The organism is Parachryseolinea silvisoli, assembly GCF_021190955.1.
Classification (GTDB): domain Bacteria; phylum Bacteroidota; class Bacteroidia; order Cytophagales; family Cyclobacteriaceae; genus Ohtaekwangia; species Ohtaekwangia silvisoli.
This window is the reverse complement of sequence record NZ_JAIOAO010000002.1, coordinates 510,968-531,219: the sequence shown is the minus strand read 5'-3', so window position 1 is coordinate 531,219 and position 20,252 is coordinate 510,968. Positions and strand designations below refer to the sequence as shown.

Sequence of the window (20,252 nt, the reverse complement as noted above, 5' to 3'; positions counted from 1 at the left end):
TCTTACCGGAGCAGTGCGCCTTTGAGGCGTAGTAGCTCAGTCTCGGCGGCTTTGGAAAGGTAGCGTGCGTTGATCAGGCGGTTGTAGGCGTCGGCCAGGCTTTGCTGGGCTGTGCGGAGCTCGATGTAGGTGATGATGCCCCGCTTGAAGCCTTCGAGTGCGATGTAAACGTTTTCTTTTGCAAAGAGTATGTTCTCCTCTTCTACCAGCAGGACTCTGCGAGCGTTGTCGTAGTTCACGTAGGCATTGCGGACAGAGAAATCGATAACCACCTTGGCTTGACTGTATAACACACGCTGGCGGTCCAGGAAGATGTTGGCCTGCTGGATATTGCGGCGGGTAACGAAGTTGTTAAGGATCGGCAAGGTCAGCGTAAAGCCATAGTTATAGCCGTTGCTTCGGCTGAAGAGTGCTGAGAATGGATTGATGAGAAGTGTGTTGTTGGTCTCTGACCAGTTATAGGCGGCATTGAATGCCAGCACGGGCGACATCTCGGCACGACGTTCGTGCAATGACAGGCGTGCCGCTTCTGTGTTGAGGTTCAATGTCTGTAACGCGAAGTTGGTGGTTTCAATACTAGTCTGAATGTCTTCCAGTTTCAACTCGAGGTTTACGACAATAGTATCTGCTACCTCGTATGCCGACGGCAGCTGCTGGCCGACCATTGTATTAAGTTGTTCCTTCAGGCTGGTGATGGCCGCCTCCTGTTGCAGTGCCTGTGTGCGTTGCGCGTTGTAGTCGACACGCGCTTGTAGCAGCTCGGGTTTGCCGCCGGTGCCGACCTGCAGCTTGCGGTCCGCCAGCTTTACGCGCTCTTCGCTTACAGCCATTTGCTCCAGGATGGCTTTGAGTTGTTGCTTTTGTCGTACGACGTCGTAATAGCTGACGATAACGTTGGCGATCGTGTTTACCATCTGGTCTTTGACGGCCAACTGGCCCATGGCATCGATCGTTTTGATACGGTCTAGCGTAGCGAACATTTTGGTACCGTCAAACAGTGTCCAGTTGAGTGCGACGGACGCTGATGTATTTTTTGATTCGGCTTTACCGCTGTTGTTGCGGGTGGCGTCTTCAAAGCGGAGGCTTTGCTCGTTGTTATTCCAGATTACGGCGCCTTGTGCGTTCACCTGAGGCATAAAAGCACCCGTTGCATACCGGCGGTCGGTGGCGTATGCTTCCGCGGTATTGCGGGCCAGGATAACGTCGAAGTTACGCTCGAGCGCCATGCCAATGACCTGGTCGAGCGTTACCTGCTCAGCCTGTGGCGTGGCCTGTTGTGCGTACAAACAGCCTGTAAGAAAGAAGCATGTTACGAGCGAGGCCGGAAGTTTAATTTTCATATACCAGTTCCTTATGCGAAGGTGTTGCGGGTGTGTTGCTGCCGAACTCTACATGCTTTCTGGCACGTGAGAGATACGAGTATACAGCAGGAATAACAAACAGTGTGAGAATGAGCGAAAACATGATACCGCCGACAATAACAATGCCCAGGGGCTTGCGGCTCGTGGAGGCAGCGCCCAGCGACAGGGCCAGCGGCAGCGAGCCCAGCGCCATGGCAAGGCTTGTCATGAGGATGGGGCGCAGACGCATGCGCGATGCCTCCAGTACGGCTTCGATCTTGCTCATGCCTTCCTCGCGTTTCTGGTTGGCAAACTCCACAATGAGGATGCCGTTCTTTGTCACCAGACCAATCAGCATGATCATACCGATCTGCGAGAAGATGTTGTTGGTTTGATCAGAGAGATACAGCGACAGGAACGCGCCGCAGAACGCCAGCGGCACGGTGATCATAATGATCAGGGGATCAATAAAACTTTCAAACTGTGCTGCCAGAATGAGGTAGATCAGCAACAAGGCAAGGATCAACGCAAAGGATGTATTACCCGAGCTTTCGGCATAGTCGCGCGAAGAGCCAGAGAGGGAGGTGGTAAAGGTTTCGTCGAGTAACTCGTCGGAGATCTTCTGCATCTCGCGGATGCCGTCGCCCACGGTTTTGCCTGGCGCAAGGCCGGCGGAGATCGTGGCGGATTTATAGCGGTTGAAGTGGTATAGTGCTGGCGGTGTAGTAGACTCCACTACGCTCACGACGTTGTCCAACGAAATTAGCATACCCGAGCCGGTGCGTACGTACAGGTTCTTCAGATCGTCCGGATCGTCGCGATCAATGCGCATTACCTGCCCCATGACCTGGTATTGTTTACCTTCCTTGGTAAAGTAACCAAAGCGCAGGTTGCTATAGGCCAGTTGCAGCGTTTGCGCAATGTCTTGTACGCTAATGCCCATCTGTGTGGCCTTGAGGCGGTTGATGGCTACGCGCAGCTCGGGTTTGTTGAACTTGAGGTCTGAATCTATACCCTGGAGTACCGGGTTTGCAGACGCGGCTTCCAGGAACTTCGGCAACACTTCGCGCAGTTTGTCGAAATTGTTATTCTGAATAACGAACTGTACCGGCAGACCACCCCGACGGTTTACAGCGATGGTTTGCTCTTGTATGGCAAAGGCCCGACCGCTGGGAAATTTATTCAGGTTCTTGCTTACTGCGTCCACGATCTCTTGCTGTGATCGGGTGCGCTCGCTCGGATCCGTTAAGGTAACACGCACAAAGCCGCTGTTTACCGAACCGGCGCCGGAGAAGCCCGGGGCTGTAACAGACAGGGCTGTTTCATATTCGGGCACGGAGTCTTGTACATACGTTACCATTTGCTGCACGTAGTTGTCCATGAAGTCATACGATGTACCTTCTACTGCCTGCAGCGTCAAGCGGAATTGGTTGCGGTCTTCCATCGGGGCGAGCTCTGATTGTATGATCGAGGAGATCAGGAAAAAGCCGCCCACGCAGGCCAGAATGACAATGAACGACACCCAGCGTACGCGCATAAAGCCTCCGAGGAGGCGGCGATAGCCATCTTCCATACCGCGGAAGAAAGGTTCGGTTACCCGGTAGAACCACGAGTGCTCGTGGTGCGTGCGCGTCAGCTTCACGCTCAATACAGGCGTAAGGGTGAGCGATACAAAGCAGGAGATCAACACCGCACCGGCTACGACAATACCGAACTCGCGAAATAGCCGGCCGACAAATCCTTGCATAAAGACAACCGGCAGGAATACAACTGCCAGGGTGATCGATGTGGCAATGACGGCGAAGAAGATTTCTTTGGAGCCTTCCGCTGCCGCCTGGTATTTGTTCATACCCTGCTCCAGCTTTTTATAGATGTTCTCTGTCACTACAATGCCGTCGTCCACCACCAGGCCTGTAGCCAGTACGATGCCGAGCATGGTCAGTACGTTCACGGAGAACCCGCACAAATACATAATGAAGAAGGTGGCCACGAGGGACACCGGTATATCGATCAGCGGGCGAATGGCGATGACAAAGTCGCGGAAGAATAAGTAGATGATCAAGACGACCAGCAAGAAAGAGATGAGCAGCGTTTCCTGTACTTCCGAGATCGAGCGCGTAATGAAGATCGTCTGGTCCATCGCGATGGAGAGGGTGATGTCGGCGGGTACTTCCTTCTTGATTTGTTCCAGGCGTTTATAAAACTCCTCGGCGATCTCCACGTAGTTGGAGCCTGGCAGCGGCACCAATGCCAGGCCTACCATGGGGATATTACTTTCACGCAGGATCGACTCTTCGTTCTCCGGTCCAAGTACCGCCTGGCCTACATCTTTCAGGCGTATATCCCCTTGTGGTGTGGAGCGTACGATGACATTGGCAAAGTCTTCTTCCGTATATAGCCGGCCAAACGTGCGCACGGTAAGCTCGGTAGCATCGCCCGCGATCTTGCCCGAGGGCAGCTCTACGTTTTCTTTATTCAGGGCTGTTTGTATGTCGAGCGGGGTAAGGCTATAGGCACTGAGCTTGCCGGGGTCGAGCCAGATGCGCATGGCATATTTTTTCTCCCCCCATATCTGTATGCTGCTAACACCGGGTATGGTCTGCAGGCGTTCTACCAGTACGTTGTTACAATATTCGGTCAACTCCAGCGGGTTTTTAGTGTTGCTTTGCACCGTCATGGTAATGATGGCATCTGAGTTGGCATCGGCCTTTGAAACGATCGGCGGGCTGGGAAGATCTTCCGGAAGGGAGCGACTAGCTTGTGATACCTTGTCGCGCACATCGTTGGCGGCGGCTTCCATGTCTACGCCCAGCTCGAATTCAACGTTGATGTTGCTTCGACCCATGCTGGAGATGGAGGTCATGTTTTTGATACCGGCAATGCCGTTGATGGATTTCTCCAACGGCTCGGTGATCTGCGACTCGATGATATCGGCGTTCGCACCGGAGTAGCTGGTGCTGACGTTTACGTTGGGGGGGTCGATGGCGGGATAATCGCGTACGCCCAGGAAGTTAAAGCCGATTACGCCAAACAGTACCAGGATGATGTTCATCACAAATGCCAATACTGGCCGGCGAAGGCTTATTTCAGAAATGTTCATTGCGTGTAGCCGTGTTAGAACGTCTTAACCTTTCCAATCTTCACTTTCGAGTTGGGCCGTATGGCCATCAGTCCTGATGTGATAACAGTATCACCGACCTTTAGTCCACTCAGGATCTGCACGTAGGCAGAGTCGCGCAGACCGGTTTCCACCACGGTATACTGCACGCTGTCTTTTCTCAATACAATAACCTGCTTGTCGCGCGCTGTCGGTATGATCGCTTGCGATGGCACCATCATGGCCTGGTTGTCTTTACCCAGTTGTAAGTTCACCCGCGCAAATACACCCGGCACCAGCTCCGGGTGGCGAGCGTTTACGACGGCGCGTACTTTCAGGGTGCGCGTGTTTTGGTCTACGCTGCTCTCCGTTGCAAGCACCGTAGCTTTATGTGTTTGGTTGCCACCATCCACTGTAAATCGTACGGTATACCCTTTTGTAATGTCTTTTGCATATTTCTCCGGCACGGAAAATTCCAGCTTGAGCTGATCTACCTGGCGCAGCGTGGTAATGATATCCGTTGGTGCAAGAAACGCACCCAGACTAACGTTGCGCAGACCGATGCTGCCAGTATACGGTGCGCGGATCTCCGTCTTGGCAATGGCAATGCGCGTGGACTCGATGTCGGCCTTGAGATTCTCCACATCGAGCGCGGCAAGGTCGTAGTCTTGTTGGCTGATGCCGTTGATCGCTACCAGCTCGCGGTTACGCTCTTCGGTTTTTTCTTTGATCTTGAGTTGTACTTCGAGCTTGCGCAGCTGGGCTTGCAGGTCTTCGTCAAAGAGCTTTACCAGCAGCGATCCTTTGCTTACCACACTTCCTTCCTGAATGTTGAGCTTGACAATGCGTCCGTTCACTTCGGCGCGAATCTGTGTTTCTTCAAAGGGCAGCAGCGAGCCCGGTACTTCGATCTTTTCGCTCACCGAGCTTACGCCTACGAGAAATCCGTCGGCCATTACCGGGCCGCTGTTGCGGCTGCGGCCGCCAGCGCCGGGGGCGTCTTTCTTTTTCGAATGGCAGGCACCGGCGATAAGGGCTCCGGCGATCAGTACGATTGCTATATTACGTTTCATGCTGTTGGTGTCTGTACTACTGTTGGCGGTCGTCACACTAATCCTACGGGATTGAAGTGTGTGCGGTCAGGCATTCCCCTGTAAAAGGCGATGGTGTAATGCGAGCACCTGAGGAATGACAAGGATCGAGTCATCGTTGTAAATAATATCGTCGGCAAGGGCCTTTTTTTCTTCTTCTGACAGCTGCTTCTGGATGATGGCCCGCACTTGTGCTTCGGGTCTGTTGTCGCGTTTCATCACCCGGCGGATGCGTACATCTTCCGGTGCATACACCACGACTGTCCGGTCCAGCAGCCGGTACACACCGGTCTCAAATAACAGCGCGGCTTCACGAATGACATAGGGCTTGTCCCTATACCGATCAGTCCACTGAACAAAGTCATGCCGCACGCGCGGGTGTACAAGGCCGTTGAGTATATCCAGCTTCTCTTGCTGGTTAAAGACCACTTCGCTCAGGTACTTGCGGTTCAGCGTACCATCGTTTAAGTACGACAAATCACCGAATTCTTTCTTTATCTGCGATATGAGAATTCCATCGGTGGTCATTAGTTCTTTCGCATGGCTGTCGGCATCATACACAGGAATTCCCAGACATGCGAAGATTTTGGTGACCAGGGATTTCCCCGAGCCAATGCCGCCGGTAATGCCGATCTGCAGAGGTTTATGCACAATATTAGAATTTAACGACGATGGAATCTACCGACAGCACCCGACTGTACGGCGGCAGCCCCTGTATAACCGGTAACACCCGCTTAACACCTTTCGAGAAGCTCTTCAAATCTACTACGGCATTGACCGAGTCGTGGTTATAGCTTTTTAAAAAACGTTGGGGAATGGCCAGTGTGCATGGCAGCTGGCGCACACCCAGCGACGGCCGGGCGCCTTTCGGCAGGTTGATGATCTTTAGTGTAATAGAATCTTTGATGACGGTGAGCGGGTCAACGTTAAACTGTACTGCCACGGTCGGTGGGTCGCGGCGAATGAGGTCTTCGTTTACAAACTTCACTTCTACATCTTCCGAAAAGTTTTCGTCGATGTTGCGTTGGGGTAGTTTCAGGTATACCGGCTCCGACAGCGCCATGACCAGTTTCCAGGGACCTTCAATGAAGATGGAGTCTGGCGAGATTGTCGCATTGCTAGTTATGGCATATCCCTTTCGAAACAGAATGTTTGGCGAGTCGAGGGCGAGGCTTATCCAACGTGTGCCCTTCGGCTCCAACGCAATGCGCAGTGTATCGGATAATACGAAGTTGATCTCGAAGCGTTCGAGCTGGTTAGCAAACAACGGCGGCAGTGTGCTGCCTACAATTTTTCTGATCTCCGACGGGCGTTCCAGGGGAATCACCAGTGGTGGCACTTTCAGTCCGAGGCTGCGGCGAAAGAGATCCCAGCCCGGACCGGTAACATTGATACGGACGCTCCTGGGGAGCGGGTGTATCGCTACGTAGTCCTCTTCCACATAGTCGAACGACAGCGGAAAGCTGATGTTGGTAGTATACTTTTTGTTGAGCGCATTAAAAAACCAGAAGATCGTGGCGGCGAAGACGCATAACACCACGGGCTTCCAGTTTCTCCGGTTAAACCGTAAAAGATTGAATATGGAATTGATGACACTCATTCTTTTGCGCGGTATCCCTGCAACACCCGTGCCCGGCGCGGGTATCGACCGGGTGGTGAGGTCAACGGGTTAGGATGCCTTCTTGGTTGTGTAAGCTTTGGTTGCTTCCATCGAGATGGCCGATTTGTTAAAGCGAATGCGGCCGCCTTTTTCAACTTCGAGAATAAAGGTATCGCCTTCTGTCTCGGCTACTGTGCCGTGGGCACCGCCGATGGTGATAACATAATCGCCGCGCTTGACTTCCTCATTGAATTTCTTTTGGTCCTTTTGCTTCTTTTGCTGCGGACGGATCATGAAGAAATAGAATATGACGATGATCGCGCCGAAGACAATGAGGCTCTGTGGTTGGAATCCCTGTGCTTGTGCCAGAATTGAATACATAAGAATTTATAAGTTTTAAGGGTTCAAAGGTATCCTAATTACGACAAACATACCAGCCCGCCCGCGGGAATTGGGCGCGCCGTGCTTTCGGTAAAAAAAAGAACCCGGCGGGCGCAAAAGCCCGGCCGGGTGTCTTTAACCTGTAAATAAAAATCGTTAGACCTTAATCCTGGTCGGCGGCGTCTGCCTTTTCGAGCTCCTCGTCGACGATCTTCTCGATGGTCTCGCGCTGCCGCTCGTCGATGGTCTTGTCTACTTTCGCCTGCTTCTTCATAAAACGCAGCATGGCGTTCTTCTTGATCTCGTAGGCGATAAAGACGGTATATTCGTTGGACTTGCTGTTGAAGTATTTCTTCTCGTCCATCTTGCGCAGGTCGGCCATGTTGGTGTTCATAACCTGCCGCACCAGGCTTTGGAATTTATCCGCTACGTCGGCGGCATTGGCGTTTTCGGTCTGGCCGAGGTACTGGTCGGCCACCTGCTTCATGGTGGTGTTTATCTGGCCTGCGAGCTCGGCTTTGGCGTCGATGTCGGCCTTGCCGTGGGCAATGTTATCCTGCGAACTGACGCCCTTGCCGGAGGCCCGCCAGAAGCGATTGTTGGATTGGTAAGCATTGCCTTGAAAAGGCTCTTTTACTTTCGTACCGAAGGGGCTCGAGGCACAGGCTGTGAGCAAGGCCAGGGACAGCACGGTGGTTAATCGACAAAGCGTCTGCATAAAGCTGGTTTGTGCGTTTAAAAGTACGAAAAATTGTGCCAGAGATGGCAAGTTCTTGGCTGGGTGGAAAAATTGAAGTAAATCGCATAAACATTCAGCCCCGCGCCTGCCATAGTTTGTTTTGTAAAGATTGATTGACACACTGAACTGTAAAATTTTTTTTCTTGACTTTCGAGGACTTTAAATTCGATGAGAAGCTGCTGGACGGCTTGTCGTCGATGGGTTATACTAAGCCCACACCAATTCAGGGACAGGCCATTCCGATGATCCTGGAGAATCACGACGTGATAGCCTGTGCACAAACCGGCACAGGAAAGACCGCTGCCTACATTCTGCCCATCCTGAACAAAATACTGCACGCCGAGCACCGGCATCTGAATACGCTCGTCATTGCGCCCACGCGCGAGCTGGCACAACAGATCGACCAACAGATCGAAGGCTTTGCTTACTTCCTGGGCGTAAGCTCCATTCCCGTATACGGTGGTGGAGACGGCGCCACGTGGGACCAGCAGCGGAAAGCGCTCGAGCAAGGCGCCGACATCATCATTGCCACACCCGGCCGGCTTATTGCCCTGCTGGCGGCTGGCACGATTAAGTTCGATCACCTGGAGCATCTCGTGCTGGACGAAGCGGACCGCATGCTCGACATGGGTTTCTACGACGATATCGTAAAGATCATCAATTACCTGCCCAAAAAGCGGCAGACGCTGCTGTTCTCCGCCACGATGCCGCCCAAAATCCGCACGCTGGCAGGCAAGATCCTGCAAGATCCAAAAGAGATCAGCATCTCTATTGCCAAGCCCGCTGCCGGCATTTTACAGCAGGCCTACGTGGTACACGATGCGCAGAAAGGCATTGTGTTTAAGCATGTGCTCAAGACTGTGGCGTGGAAAAGCGCTATCATCTTCGCCTCTACGAAAGAGACCGTTAAGAAGCTCGACACAGTGTTTCAACGCAGTGGCTTGCAGGCCCGTGCCTTTCACTCCGATTTGGAACAACAAGAGCGTGAAGAAATCCTCCGCGCGTTTAAGAATAAACAAGTAAACATACTGATTGGTACCGACGTGCTGTCACGGGGTATTGACGTAGAAGGAATCAGCCTGGTGATAAACTGGGATGTGCCGCCCGATCCGGAAGATTATGTTCACCGCATCGGTCGTACGGCGCGTGCCGAGACCACTGGCACTGCGGTAACGTTTATCAACGAGCGCGACCAGCGGAAATTCTATAGCATCGAAACGCTTATTGAGACCGTTATTCCAAAACTGCCTTTGCCGCCTGAAGCGGGCGAAGGACCGGAATACGAGCCCCAGAAAAAGAGAGCCATCTCGGGTCATGGTCGCGGGAGTGGCGGTGGTCGCCCGGGTGGTGGTGGCCGCTCAGGTGGTGGTAATCGAGGCGGTCACGGCAAGAGCCGCGGCGAAGGCAATGCCAGTGGTGCAAATGCGAATGCCAGCGGTGGCGATAACAGTGGCCGTCGTCGTCCCAAGCGACGCAGAGGTGGCAACGGCGGCGGTGGAGATAACAAAGGAAATACCGGCAATGCCGGAGGGAATACAGGAAACACAGGGGCGGTATAAGCCCCTTTATTTTTTTAGTACGGTAATCAGATCGTTCAGCTTGAGTAGTGCTTCTACGGGGCTGATGGTGTTGATATCGATCTTACCAAGTTTTTCTTCGATCTCTATGAAGCGCGGATCGGCCGCGAACAGGCTCATCTGCGGCGTGGCCACCGGTATATTTTCCATTCGCTTTTTGTCCTCGTTCTTGTGTTTGTCTTTTTCGAGGAAATGTAAGATTTCGTTCGCACGTAGCACGATACGATTCGGCATGCCCGCCAGCTGTGCTACGTGTATACCAAAGCTGTGCTCGCTTCCGCCTTCTTTCAGCTTGCGCATAAAGATGATCTTGTCGCCCACCTCCTTTACCGACACGTTAAAGTTACGCACGCGCGTCAGGTCTTCTTCAAGCTGGTTCAGCTCGTGGTAGTGTGTGGCGAAAAGCGTCTTAGGCTTATAGTCTTTGTGGTTATGTAAATATTCCACGATGGCCCAGGCAATCGATACACCGTCGTAGGTGCTGGTGCCACGGCCGATCTCGTCCATCAGGATCAGGCTGCGGTTGCTGAGGTTGTTCAGGATGCTGGCGGTCTCGATCATTTCCACCATAAATGTCGACTCTCCTTTCGACAGGTTGTCCGACGCGCCGACGCGCGTAAAGACCTTGTCGACAATACCGAGGGATGCTGCATCTGCGGGTACAAAGCTTCCCATCTGTGCCAGCAACACGATGAGCGCGGTTTGGCGTAGCAACGCCGACTTACCAGCCATGTTCGGGCCCGTGATAATCAGTACTTGTTGCTTTTCGCTGTCGAGGTATATGTCGTTGGGAATATAGGACTCGCCTACCGGCAGTTGTTTTTCAATGACCGGGTGACGCCCTGCTTTGATGTCGAGAATATACGAGTCGTTGATTTGCGGGCGGGTATAACGATTCGCCCGCGCCACAACAGCAAAGGAAAGCAGGCAGTCGAGTTGCGCGAGCACGCGCGCGTTGAGCTGGATCTGCGGAATAAAGGCTGACGCGGCGGCAATGATGCCGTTGAAGATGCGCTGCTCGATCACGATTAGCTTGTCTTCTGCATTCAGGATCTTTTCTTCGTAGACCTTCAGCTCTTCGGTGATATAGCGCTCGGCATTTACCAGCGTTTGTTTCCGGATCCAATCGGTCGGTACCTTGTCTTTGTTGGCGTTGCTTACTTCGAGGTAGTAGCCAAAGACTTTATTATAGGAAATCTTGAGGGAGCCAATGCCGGTGCGTTCTACTTCGCGTTTTTGGATCTGCAGCAGGTAGTCTTTGCCCGAATAAGAGATCTTTTGCAGCTCATCCAACTCAGCGTCGATGCCTTCCTTTATAAGGTTGCCCTGGTTGATAGCAATGGAAACATCTTCACGCAGCTCCTGCTCGATTTTCGCTACCAATGATTCGCACAGGTGGAGCTGGCTGGCCAAGCGTTGTAAGCCGGGTGTAGTCTGTTGGCTAAGCTCGTGGCGGATGGGCTCGATTGCTTTCAGCGAGCGTTTCAGCTGCAACATCTCGCGCGGGTTGATGCGGTTTACGGCTACTTTTGAGATGAGGCGCTCTAAGTCGGCGATCTGCTTGAGCGGCTCTATGAGCGCTTCGGTCAGGTTGTTGTCTGCATAAAACGTGTCTACGATCGCCAGCCGTTCTTCAATGGCATCCTTCTCTTTCAACGGCAGGATCATCCACTTGCGCAGCTGGCGTGAGCCCATGGGTGTAACCGTGCGGTCGACGATGTCGATCAGCGGCACGCCGCCGTCTTGCTGAGACGTAACGATTTCCAGGTTGCGTACTGTAAATCTATCAAGCCACACATACCGGTCTTCGTCAATGCGGGCGATCGACGCAATGTGTGATGTATCTTTGTGTTCGGTGTCTTCGAGGTAATGCAGGATGGCGCCGGCTGCGACGATGGCTTCGGTATAGTCTTCTACGCCAAAGCCCTTCAGTGTGCTGGTCTTAAAATGCTTGGTTAGCTTTTCATATCCATAGTCGTATCCATAAATCCAGTCTTCCAGCGCATACGTGCTGTAGTCGTTGCTGAAGAGGCTGTCGAACCTGGCGCGGAACTGCTTGCAATAAATTACTTCCGACGGCGCAAAGCCCTGAATGAGCTTGAGAATGTACGTCTCGTTGCCTTGCGCGGCATAGAACTCGCCGGTAGACAGGTCGAGGAAGGCCACGCCAAAGGCGTCTTTTGTACAAAAGACGGATGCCAGGAAGTTGTTTTGCTTGCGGTTGAGTACGTTGTCGTTAAATGACAGACCGGGCGTTACCAGCTCGGTCACGCCGCGCTTCACAATGCCCTTTACAAAGCGGGGGTCTTCCAGCTGGTCGCAGATGGCCACCCGGTGGCCGGCCCGCACGAGTTTGGGCAAATAGGTGTCGAGGGCGTGGTGGGGGAAGCCTGCCAGGGCGGTTTCGGAGGCCGAGCCGTTGCCCCGTTTGGTAAGTACGATGTCGAGTACCTTGCTGGCCGTCATGGCATCGTGTCCAAAGGTTTCGTAAAAGTCGCCCACACGGAAGAGGAGGACTGCACCGGGGTACTTTGCCTTCAGGGCATTGTATTGCTTCATCAACGGTGTTTCAGCAGAGGTCTTGGTTTCGGCCATGGGGCAAATTAAATACTTTTTCTTTTGTTTGCGGAAGGATTCATTTGTCTGATCTGCATGAAGAAGCTAATACTGGAAGAACTTGGAAGAATGTCTGTTGCGGAGTTTCAGGAAGCACCAAAGCTACCTATATGCCTCGTGCTTGATAACATCCGCAGCCTGCATAACGTGGGTGCGGCCTTTCGCACGGCGGATGCTTTCCGCATTGGTAAGATTTATCTTACCGGCATTACCGGCACGCCGCCGCACCGGGAGATTCAAAAGGCGGCGCTTGGTGCAACGGAGTCTGTGCAATGGGAGTATGTAGCGGAGACGGTGGATGCTGTGAGAAAACTGAAAGAGGAGGGGCATACGATCGTTGCGGTGGAGCAGACGACGGATAGTGTTTCGCTGGAGACGTTTAAGCCTTCTGCTGATGCACGGTACTGCCTGGTGTTTGGGAATGAGGTGAATGGGGTGAGTGAGGAGGTGCTGCCTTTAACGGATGTGGCGTTGGAGATTCCGCAGGCGGGGACGAAGCATTCTTTAAATGTTTCGGTTTGTTTGGGGATTGTTGCGTGGGAGTTTTTTAAGCAGTTGCGGTAGATATAGGCTGCAACAAAAAAGCCGTTCCGGGGTCCGGAACGGGCTTTGGGTGTTATTGTGACACGTGTGAGTTAGGCGATTTTGAAGGCCTTCTTCACGGCGTCTACGTAGTCGAGCTTTTCCCAGGGGAATAGCTCTACTTTCACTGTTTTCTCAGAAGCTTTACCCTTGTTAAAGATTTTTTCTACCACTTGGGGCTCGCGGCCCATGTGTCCGTAGGCAGCGGTTTCGGCGTAGATCGGGGTGCGGAGGGCGAAGCGCTGCTCGATGAAGTAAGGACGCATGTCAAAGATCTTCGCAACCTTCTGCGCGATTTCGCCATCGTTGAGCTTCACTTTGGAAGTGCCGTAGGTGTTTACGTACAGACCTACTGGCTGGGCTACGCCGATGGCGTATGCTACCTGTACCAGTACTTCGTCGCACAGACCGGCTGCTACCAGGTTTTTGGCGATGTGACGGGTAGCGTAGGCTGCTGAGCGGTCGACCTTTGAAGGGTCTTTGCCGGAGAAGGCTCCACCGCCGTGGGCTCCTTTACCGCCGTAGGTGTCAACGATGATCTTACGGCCTGTCAGACCGGTGTCGCCGTGGGGACCTCCGATTACGAATTTGCCTGTAGGGTTGACGTGATATTGAATTTCGCTGTTGAAAAGCTTCTGTACGTGCTTGGGCAGCTTCTTCTTCACGCGGGGAATAACAATGTTGATTACATCGTCTTTGATCTGCTTCAGCATGACCGCGTCTTTCGCGAAGTCGTCGTGCTGGGTGGAAATTACGATGGTGTCGATGCGTTGCGGCCTGTTGTCGTCGCTGTACTCGATGGTCACTTGCGACTTGGCGTCGGGGCGCAGGTACTTTATCGCCTTGCCTTCGCGACGGAGGATCGCCAGCTCGCGGAGCAGCAAGTGTGCAAGCTCCAACGGCAGGGGCATGTAGTTGTCGGTTTCGTTTGTGGCGTAGCCGAACATCATACCCTGGTCACCAGCACCCTGGTCTTCTTTCTTCTTGCGAACAACGCCCTGGTTAATGTCGGGCGACTGCTCGTGAATAGCCGAAAGGATACCGCACGAGTTGGCTTCGAACATGTACTCGCTCTTGGTGTACCCGATCTTGCGGATAACTTCGCGGGCAATGTCTTGAACGTCCAGGTAAGCTTCTGATTTTACCTCTCCTGCCAGCACTACCTGGCCCGTGGTAACGAGGGTTTCGCAGGCGACTTTGGAAGCAGGATCGTAGGCGAGGAAATAATCGATAAGGGCATCAGAGATCTGATCTGCTACTTTGTCGGGATGGCCTTCAGACACCGACTCGGAGGTAAATAAATACGGCATAAGGATTTACACTGGGTTTTAAATTTTAGCGGCAAATTTGGTTGAAACTGTAAAAGAAATCAAATCAAACGGCTTTACGCCAAAAATAAAAATACCGCTGGTACTTTAGGCAATTCAGGCCGTAGGTTTTTCCATTTACTTACTGGCAACGTTTTAATGCTCTCCTCTTTGCCAGTAAGGTCTACCGCAATACATAGTAGTGTATCGTCCTGCAGGTTCTGCAGCAGGTTTTTCAGCATGGCGTTGTTACGATAGGGTGTCTCGATGAAGAGCTGCGTTTGCCGGCGGCTCTGCGACTCTTTCTCCAGTGTCTTAATCGCTGCGGCCGCTTCTTTGCTATCAATGGGCAGGTAGCCATGGAAGGTAAAGCGTTGGCCATTCAGGCCGGAGCCCATTAAGGCCAACAACAGCGACGAAGGACCCACCAGCGGCGCTACCTGAATACCCTGCTCATGGGCGTACTTTACGGCGAGTGCGCCGGGGTCAGCTACACCGGGGCAACCCGACTCGGAAATCACGCCCAGGTTATGCCCTTCCAGCAAGGGTTGAAAAAGGGCTTTGAGTTCAGCCGGTTTTGTATCTTTGTTGAGAACTTCGAACTGCAGCGGCTCGATGGAAGCGTAAAGCTTCAGGCTGCTGAGAAAGCGGCGAGCCGTGCGGATGTCTTCGGCCAGAAAATGGCGTATGCCAGGTAAGGCCTGGCGCACGTGCTCCGGGATGACGGTTTGCTGAGTTTCTTCTGCTATGCTACTGGGAACCAGGTACAGGACGCCTTTTTTCATGTGTTTTAGCTGACGGGGCGCTAAGTTCGTAAGAAAACAACACTATGGGCAAAATCCTGATCGTTGTAGGTTTAGTTTGTATTATCGCCGGCCTGGTTGTGTTGTATGGCCCCAAACACTTGTGGCCTGGACGCCTGCCGGGCGATATCCGGATCGAACGTGAAAATTACAGCTTTCATTTTCCCATTGTGACGTCCCTGTTGTTAAGCGTGCTACTTTCGTTGATCCTGTATTTTGTTAACCGGTGGAAAAACTAACCCCGGTTGGTCCAGCGTTAGTTTATTATTCAACTATTATTTCCGAATTTCAAGGTTTAGTTTTTGTGAAGCAGGTACGATCATATTTTTTTCTCCTGTCTTTTTTGCCCGCCCTGGTGGTGTCGGCCCAGAAGAGATCAGAAAGTGCTATTCCGCTGAGTTTCCCAGACAGTATCCGGGTGGTGTTTGAGAACACCCGTAACGTAGATGCGTCCGTGATCGGCGCGAGCTTTGCTTCCGCGTGGGGGAATTTGTCGCCCGACCAGCAGGACATGGTGCATCGCCAGGCTTTCCAACTGCGTAAAAAGAAATATCCGCTCAAGCCGGCCATGATTCACTACTTCGGAGCCCTTGCCAACGCCGTCACCGTTGAGCATGCCGATCCTGCCAAGCTTACGGCGTACCTGACGGTAGCCGGCCAGGTCATCGCCCAGGAGTCGTCTACCAGGGCGCAGAATTTCTTTCGCCTCAGCCGCACGTTCTTTCAATATCACGCGCTGAACTACGAGCGCCCGTTCCGTCTGTATGCCAGCGACGACGACTATACGTTTGAATACGTCACGCCGGCGCCGACATTTGATATGAACGACACGACTTCCATCGCGTCGTTGAACAACGACCAGGTATATGTAGACCCCGTGCAGTCCGACCCGAATGAAAACTTTGATGCGGGCAGCGGTGCCGACTCTATTTTCTCCGAAGCACCGCTTTGGATGAACCCTCCTCCCCCGCCGGTAGTAGATGGGCCGGTGCTACGGTTCAACCGGGTGACACTCAACTTTGTCACGAAGTACGATTCTATCTTTGTCAAGAATACCAAGGGTGTCGTTTCCCTGCGCAATGGCCTGTTTGTGGGCGAGTCGGGTACGGTCGACTGGACCCCTGCGCTGTTAAGCCCCGACAGTGTATACTGTAACCTGGGTACTTATAATTTCCCGGTCAACAAGCCGGAGTTTAAGTCCGACCTGGTAAAGTTTAATTATACCGGTCACACGCCTGGGTTGATTCCCGGCACGTTTGAGTTTAAGTCTGTTACACGCAAAGATTCGGTGGCGTCCAGTTATCCGCGCTTTAAGTCCTACCAAAGCAACCTCAACATCACCGGCCTCGGCGATGAGAATGTGAAATATCGGGGCGGCTTCTCGCTTACGGGTCGTAAGATCTCCAGCGCCTCGGTGGGTGGTGATCCTGCCGTCATTGAGATCTCGCATAATGGCGATAAAAAATTTGTTGCACGCTCGTCGGAGTTTTTGTTTAGCGACTCGACGATCACGTCTAACAAGGCATCGGTCATACTGCAGCAGCGTCGTGACTCGATCACGCACCCGGCGGTACGGATGCGCTATGCGTTTGGTCGTGACAGCCTGCAGCGGATCGTCATTCAGAAGGATAAGGGCAACATGAAACATACGCCTTACTCGTCTTCTTTCTTTAAGGTAGATTTTGCTGCCGACGTGATTCGCTGGAACCTGTACTCCGACAGTCTTGATATTTATACCGACGGCGGGCGTAACACGGTGCCGATGGTGATCGAGTCGGCGGACTTCTACGATCAGGAAGATTTCCGCCTGTTAAAAGGTGAAGGCTTTTCATTCCATCCGCTGGGCCTGGTCGCGAACTATTGCGTAAAGAATAAAACGCGCGAGTTTTACTCGGGTAACCTCGCCCAATTCTCTGGCAAGGAAATGCGCGACATTAAAGCCGCGATCGAGTTTTTGAAGGAGAAGGGGCTGGTGTCGTACGATTCCAAGACCGACATAGTACGCGTCAAAGAAAAAGCCATTCTCATTTATAAAGCCTCTAAAGGCGAGATGGACTACGATAATCTGAAGATACATTCCGTCATCGACAGCTCGGCCAACGCGACCTTGAACTTTGAGAAAGGCTATATGACTGTACGCGGCGTAGAGGAGTTTAAAATAAGCGACTCACTAAACGTACGGATTCAGCCCGACAGCGCCATCATCACGCTGTTGCAAAACCGTGATATGAAATTCGACGGTACGATCAATGCCGGTAATTTCGAGATCAGTGGCAAAGGCTTTACGCTGAACTACGAAGGGTTTTATATCGACCTGACGCGCATTGACTCCATCAACTTCTTTGTGATGGAGCGGAATGCCAAGGGCGTGATGGTCCGACGAAAGCTTAACAACAACATGGTGGGGGCCGATTCGTCTACCGCGAAGGTGAGTGGTCTGGGTGATGCATCGCAGAAATCGGGTACGCTGTATATCAGCAAGGCGGGCAATAAGTCGGGCATGAAAAAGATCCCCAACTTCCCGCGTCTTGACGCATCCGGCGGTGGCGCTATTTATTTTGATCGACCCGAAGTATTGGGCGGCGTGTACGATCGCTCGATGTTCTTTGCCGTGCCGCCGTTTAAGCTCGACAGCTTGAACGATGCCGATCCGGCGTCTATTAACTTCGATGGTACGTTTGTGTCGAACGGCATGTTCCCTGCCTTTAAAGAGAAGCTACATTCGCAGCCCGATAAGTCGCTCGGTTTTGAGCACTATATACCGAAGGGTGGCTACCAGCTATACAACGGCGATGGTAAGATGCACGGCGCCGTTTCGCTGAACAACCGTGGTCTGCGTGGTACGGGTAAGATTGAATACCTGGCTGCTACGGTAGCGTCGCACGACTTTGTGTTTTATCCCGACTCGGTAGTGGGCCGTGGTGAACGTGCCACGATTTCCGAGAAACAATTTGGCAATGTGCGCTTTCCGCAGGCGTCACTGCCCGACTATGAAATGAAGTGGTTGCCCAAGCAGGACCAGATGCGACTGAAGAACCAGAAGTCGCCGTTTAACTTCTACGACTCCACCGCGCAGATGCGTGGTACACTGACGATATCAAAAGAAGGTGTTGCCGGTACGGGTAAGTTAGAGACCCGTGGCAGCGAGCTGATCTCGCGCAACATGAACTTTACTGCCGACGATTTCAGTGCGCGCCATGCGCGGTTCACCGTGAAGTCTGAGGACGTCAGCAAGCCACTCTTATACGGTGTGGATGTGCGGATGAAGTTTAACCTGAAAGAAAATTATGCCGACATCAGTCCGGAAGTAGAAGGGGTGGCGGCGATCGCGTTCCCGTTTGCGCAGTTCAAGACATCCATCCCGAAGATGCGATGGGATCTTGACGAGCAGAAGATCACCATGAGCAAGGACCCCGATGTACCCATCGAGAAGTCATATTTTTATACCACACGCAAAGACCTCGATTCGTTGCATTTCAACGCCGAGCGTGCGGAGTATAACCTGAAAACGCAGGAGCTGAAGGTAAGCGGCATTCCCTATATTACTGTAGCGGATGCAAAGATTACACCCGAGAACAACGAAGTACTCATTCTCGAGAATGCCAAGATCGGTACGCTGAAAAACACCACGATCATACTCGACACGCTCAATGGCTATCACCGCCTCACGGAGGGTGTGGTGGATATTATTTCGCGGAAGCAGTTCAGCGGTTACGCTACTTACCAGTACGTAAACTTCCTACGCGACACGTTTGCCATTAAGATGACGGACTTCCACCTCGAAGACATCGCGGTAGAGGAAACGTCGCGCCGGTCTAAGTCGCGGAAGAACTCCGTTGCATTGCAGCAGACCGTAGGTACCGGTGCAGTGGAGGACAAAGAGAAGCTGGTGTTGGGTGCCGGCATGTTCTATAAAGGTAACATGACAATGTATGCCACGCGCCCGGCGTTGCAGCTTACCGGCTTTGTGAAGCTCGACATCAAAAAGATCAAGAACTATAATACGTGGATCGAGTATACGCAGACCGGTGATGAAACCGAGGTACACATCGACTTCGACAATGCCGTGACCGAAGACGGTAAAAAGATAAATGCCGGCCTGCACTTCTCGACGGACAACGATCTGTACATCACGTTTGTCAACGACAAGAAGAGCGAAGAGGACGAAGACTTTTTTACGCCGAGTGGTGCCCTGCATTATGATACCGCGTCGCGTGAGTTTAAGATCGAGAGCCTGGAGAAGGCAGCCGGTACCTCGCTTTCCGGAAAGGTGTTTGCCTACAATGACGACAACATGCAGGTGCGGTTTGAAGGGCCGGTCAAGCTTTTCCCGGGTATGAAAGACTTTAATCTCGTCACCACCGCGCTCGGCCAGGGCAACATGGAGACGAACGAGATTCGCATGAATACGTTCATGATGATGGAGAGTAATGTGCCGGTGGGAGCGTTCGACCTCATGGGTAAGCAGATTCAAGAGGTCATTAAAAACGAAGGTGCAGACGAGGGTCTGGGCGACCAGACCGAGCTGTTGTATAAGATCGCCGACATTGTTGGCGAGAAGGTTGTTAAAGATTTTGAGCAGCGCAGCTTACAAGGCTATGTGTCGCTGAGTACCATTGCCGCGCTGGCGAAGCCTCTGGTCATTTCGAATGTCAATATGAAATGGTCGGAGAAGCAGAAAGGGTTTTATAGCGAAGGTACGATTGGCATTTCCAACATCGGCCGCAACGACATCAATGGAGCTTTTGAAGGCTTTATCGAGATTCGCAAGAATGAAGACGGCGCACCGGTGGCCCACATTTTCTTTAAGGCATCACCGGATGCATGGTATTATTTCGGTTTTGAAGACAACCGCCTGATGGTGCATTCGTCCAATAGCGACTTCAACACTATTATTTCTAAGAAGAGCAATGCCGGCAAGGCTAAGATCGGTGAGGTGGCTTTCATACCTGGTAGCGACGACGAGACGCTCACATTCATCAACCGCTTCCGCGCGCAGTACTATGGCATCGATGTACCCTATAGCTTGAGCGAAGGCTCTTCTGTGGCCAAGGAGAAACCGACCGAAGAGCCGAAGAAAGAGCCGAAGAAGGAAGACGACGGTTTCTAAGCTTTTGAT

14 protein-coding genes are annotated in these 20,252 nt (G+C 52.5%); 4 read left to right on the top strand and 10 right to left on the bottom strand.

All coding sequences use genetic code 11. The annotated features are described in order from the left end of the window. Positions 1–2: 2 nt before the first annotated feature. From K7P01_RS12010 to K7P01_RS11980, 7 genes are all read right to left on the bottom strand, one after another. Positions 3–1,340: a TolC family protein gene (locus K7P01_RS12010; protein WP_267293239.1), complete on the bottom strand. Its 1,338-nt coding sequence runs from the start codon at positions 1,338–1,340 to the stop codon at positions 3–5. Continuing rightward, positions 1,330–4,440, bottom strand: coding sequence for an efflux RND transporter permease subunit (locus K7P01_RS12005; RefSeq protein WP_267293237.1), 3,111 nt, complete (start codon positions 4,438–4,440; stop codon positions 1,330–1,332). Before K7P01_RS12005 ends, K7P01_RS12010 begins: the two co-directional genes overlap by 11 nt. Before the next feature lie 14 nt (positions 4,441–4,454). Further along, a complete protein-coding gene (locus K7P01_RS12000; RefSeq protein WP_267293235.1) occupies positions 4,455–5,510 on the bottom strand; it encodes an efflux RND transporter periplasmic adaptor subunit in 1,056 nt (351 codons plus the stop codon). 66 nt (positions 5,511–5,576) lie between these two features. Then, complete coding sequence (coaE, locus tag K7P01_RS11995) at positions 5,577–6,179, bottom strand: dephospho-CoA kinase (protein ID WP_317987613.1); 603 nt, start codon at positions 6,177–6,179, stop codon at positions 5,577–5,579. A 4-nt stretch (positions 6,180–6,183) separates the two neighbouring features. Further along, on the bottom strand, positions 6,184–7,128 hold the full coding sequence (locus K7P01_RS11990; protein WP_267293233.1) for a YbbR-like domain-containing protein: 945 nt from the start codon (positions 7,126–7,128) through the stop codon (positions 6,184–6,186). Between the two features lie 69 nt (positions 7,129–7,197). Next, entirely contained in the window at positions 7,198–7,509 is a 312-nt protein-coding gene (yajC, locus tag K7P01_RS11985; RefSeq protein WP_267293231.1) for a preprotein translocase subunit YajC, read from the bottom strand. A gap of 163 nt (positions 7,510–7,672) precedes the next feature. Then, entirely contained in the window at positions 7,673–8,227 is a 555-nt protein-coding gene (locus K7P01_RS11980) for a hypothetical protein (RefSeq protein ID WP_267293229.1), read from the bottom strand. A gap of 164 nt (positions 8,228–8,391) precedes the next feature. Here K7P01_RS11980 and K7P01_RS11975 point away from each other — a divergent pair, with 164 nt between their 5' ends. Further along, complete coding sequence (locus K7P01_RS11975) at positions 8,392–9,807, top strand: DEAD/DEAH box helicase (protein WP_267293227.1); 1,416 nt, start codon at positions 8,392–8,394, stop codon at positions 9,805–9,807. 6 nt (positions 9,808–9,813) lie between these two features. Here K7P01_RS11975 and mutS read toward each other — a convergent pair whose 3' ends face one another. Further along, a complete protein-coding gene (gene mutS / locus K7P01_RS11970) occupies positions 9,814–12,420 on the bottom strand; it encodes a DNA mismatch repair protein MutS (protein ID WP_267293225.1) in 2,607 nt (868 codons plus the stop codon). Positions 12,421–12,477: 57 nt separating this feature from the next. Between mutS and K7P01_RS11965 the strand changes: the two genes are divergently transcribed. Further along, positions 12,478–13,005, top strand: coding sequence for an RNA methyltransferase (locus K7P01_RS11965; RefSeq protein ID WP_267293223.1), 528 nt, complete (start codon positions 12,478–12,480; stop codon positions 13,003–13,005). Between the two features lie 71 nt (positions 13,006–13,076). On the opposite strand, the gene metK is transcribed toward K7P01_RS11965, so the two are convergent. Together metK and K7P01_RS11955 are read right to left on the bottom strand one after the other, a co-directional pair. Next, positions 13,077–14,333, bottom strand: a complete 1,257-nt coding sequence (gene metK / locus K7P01_RS11960; protein ID WP_267293221.1) for a methionine adenosyltransferase — start codon at positions 14,331–14,333, stop codon at positions 13,077–13,079. Between the two features lie 74 nt (positions 14,334–14,407). After that, positions 14,408–15,115, bottom strand: coding sequence for an SAM-dependent methyltransferase (locus tag K7P01_RS11955; protein ID WP_267293219.1), 708 nt, complete (start codon positions 15,113–15,115; stop codon positions 14,408–14,410). Positions 15,116–15,159: 44 nt separating this feature from the next. Between K7P01_RS11955 and K7P01_RS11950 the strand changes: the two genes are divergently transcribed. Together K7P01_RS11950 and K7P01_RS11945 are read left to right on the top strand one after the other, a co-directional pair. Then, positions 15,160–15,372 (top strand): DUF2905 domain-containing protein, encoded by a 213-nt coding sequence (locus K7P01_RS11950; RefSeq protein ID WP_267293217.1) that lies wholly within the window; start codon positions 15,160–15,162, stop codon positions 15,370–15,372. Between the two features lie 65 nt (positions 15,373–15,437). Beyond that, complete coding sequence (locus tag K7P01_RS11945; protein WP_267293215.1) at positions 15,438–20,243, top strand: hypothetical protein; 4,806 nt, start codon at positions 15,438–15,440, stop codon at positions 20,241–20,243. The last annotated feature ends 9 nt before the right edge of the window (positions 20,244–20,252 follow it).

Coding starts and splice junctions, on each gene's coding strand:
- K7P01_RS12010 (WP_267293239.1), bottom strand. CDS start 1,340: ATGAAAATTAAACTTCCGGCCTCGCTCGTAACATGCTTCTTTCTTACA.
- K7P01_RS12005 (WP_267293237.1), bottom strand. CDS start 4,440: ATGAACATTTCTGAAATAAGCCTTCGCCGGCCAGTATTGGCATTTGTG.
- K7P01_RS12000 (WP_267293235.1), bottom strand. CDS start 5,510: ATGAAACGTAATATAGCAATCGTACTGATCGCCGGAGCCCTTATCGCC.
- K7P01_RS11990 (WP_267293233.1), bottom strand. CDS start 7,128: ATGAGTGTCATCAATTCCATATTCAATCTTTTACGGTTTAACCGGAGA.
- yajC (WP_267293231.1), bottom strand. CDS start 7,509: ATGTATTCAATTCTGGCACAAGCACAGGGATTCCAACCACAGAGCCTC.
- K7P01_RS11980 (WP_267293229.1), bottom strand. CDS start 8,227: ATGCAGACGCTTTGTCGATTAACCACCGTGCTGTCCCTGGCCTTGCTC.
- mutS (WP_267293225.1), bottom strand. CDS start 12,420: ATGGCCGAAACCAAGACCTCTGCTGAAACACCGTTGATGAAGCAATAC.
- K7P01_RS11965 (WP_267293223.1), top strand. CDS start 12,478: ATGAAGAAGCTAATACTGGAAGAACTTGGAAGAATGTCTGTTGCGGAG.
- metK (WP_267293221.1), bottom strand. CDS start 14,333: ATGCCGTATTTATTTACCTCCGAGTCGGTGTCTGAAGGCCATCCCGAC.
- K7P01_RS11955 (WP_267293219.1), bottom strand. CDS start 15,115: ATGAAAAAAGGCGTCCTGTACCTGGTTCCCAGTAGCATAGCAGAAGAA.
- K7P01_RS11950 (WP_267293217.1), top strand. CDS start 15,160: ATGGGCAAAATCCTGATCGTTGTAGGTTTAGTTTGTATTATCGCCGGC.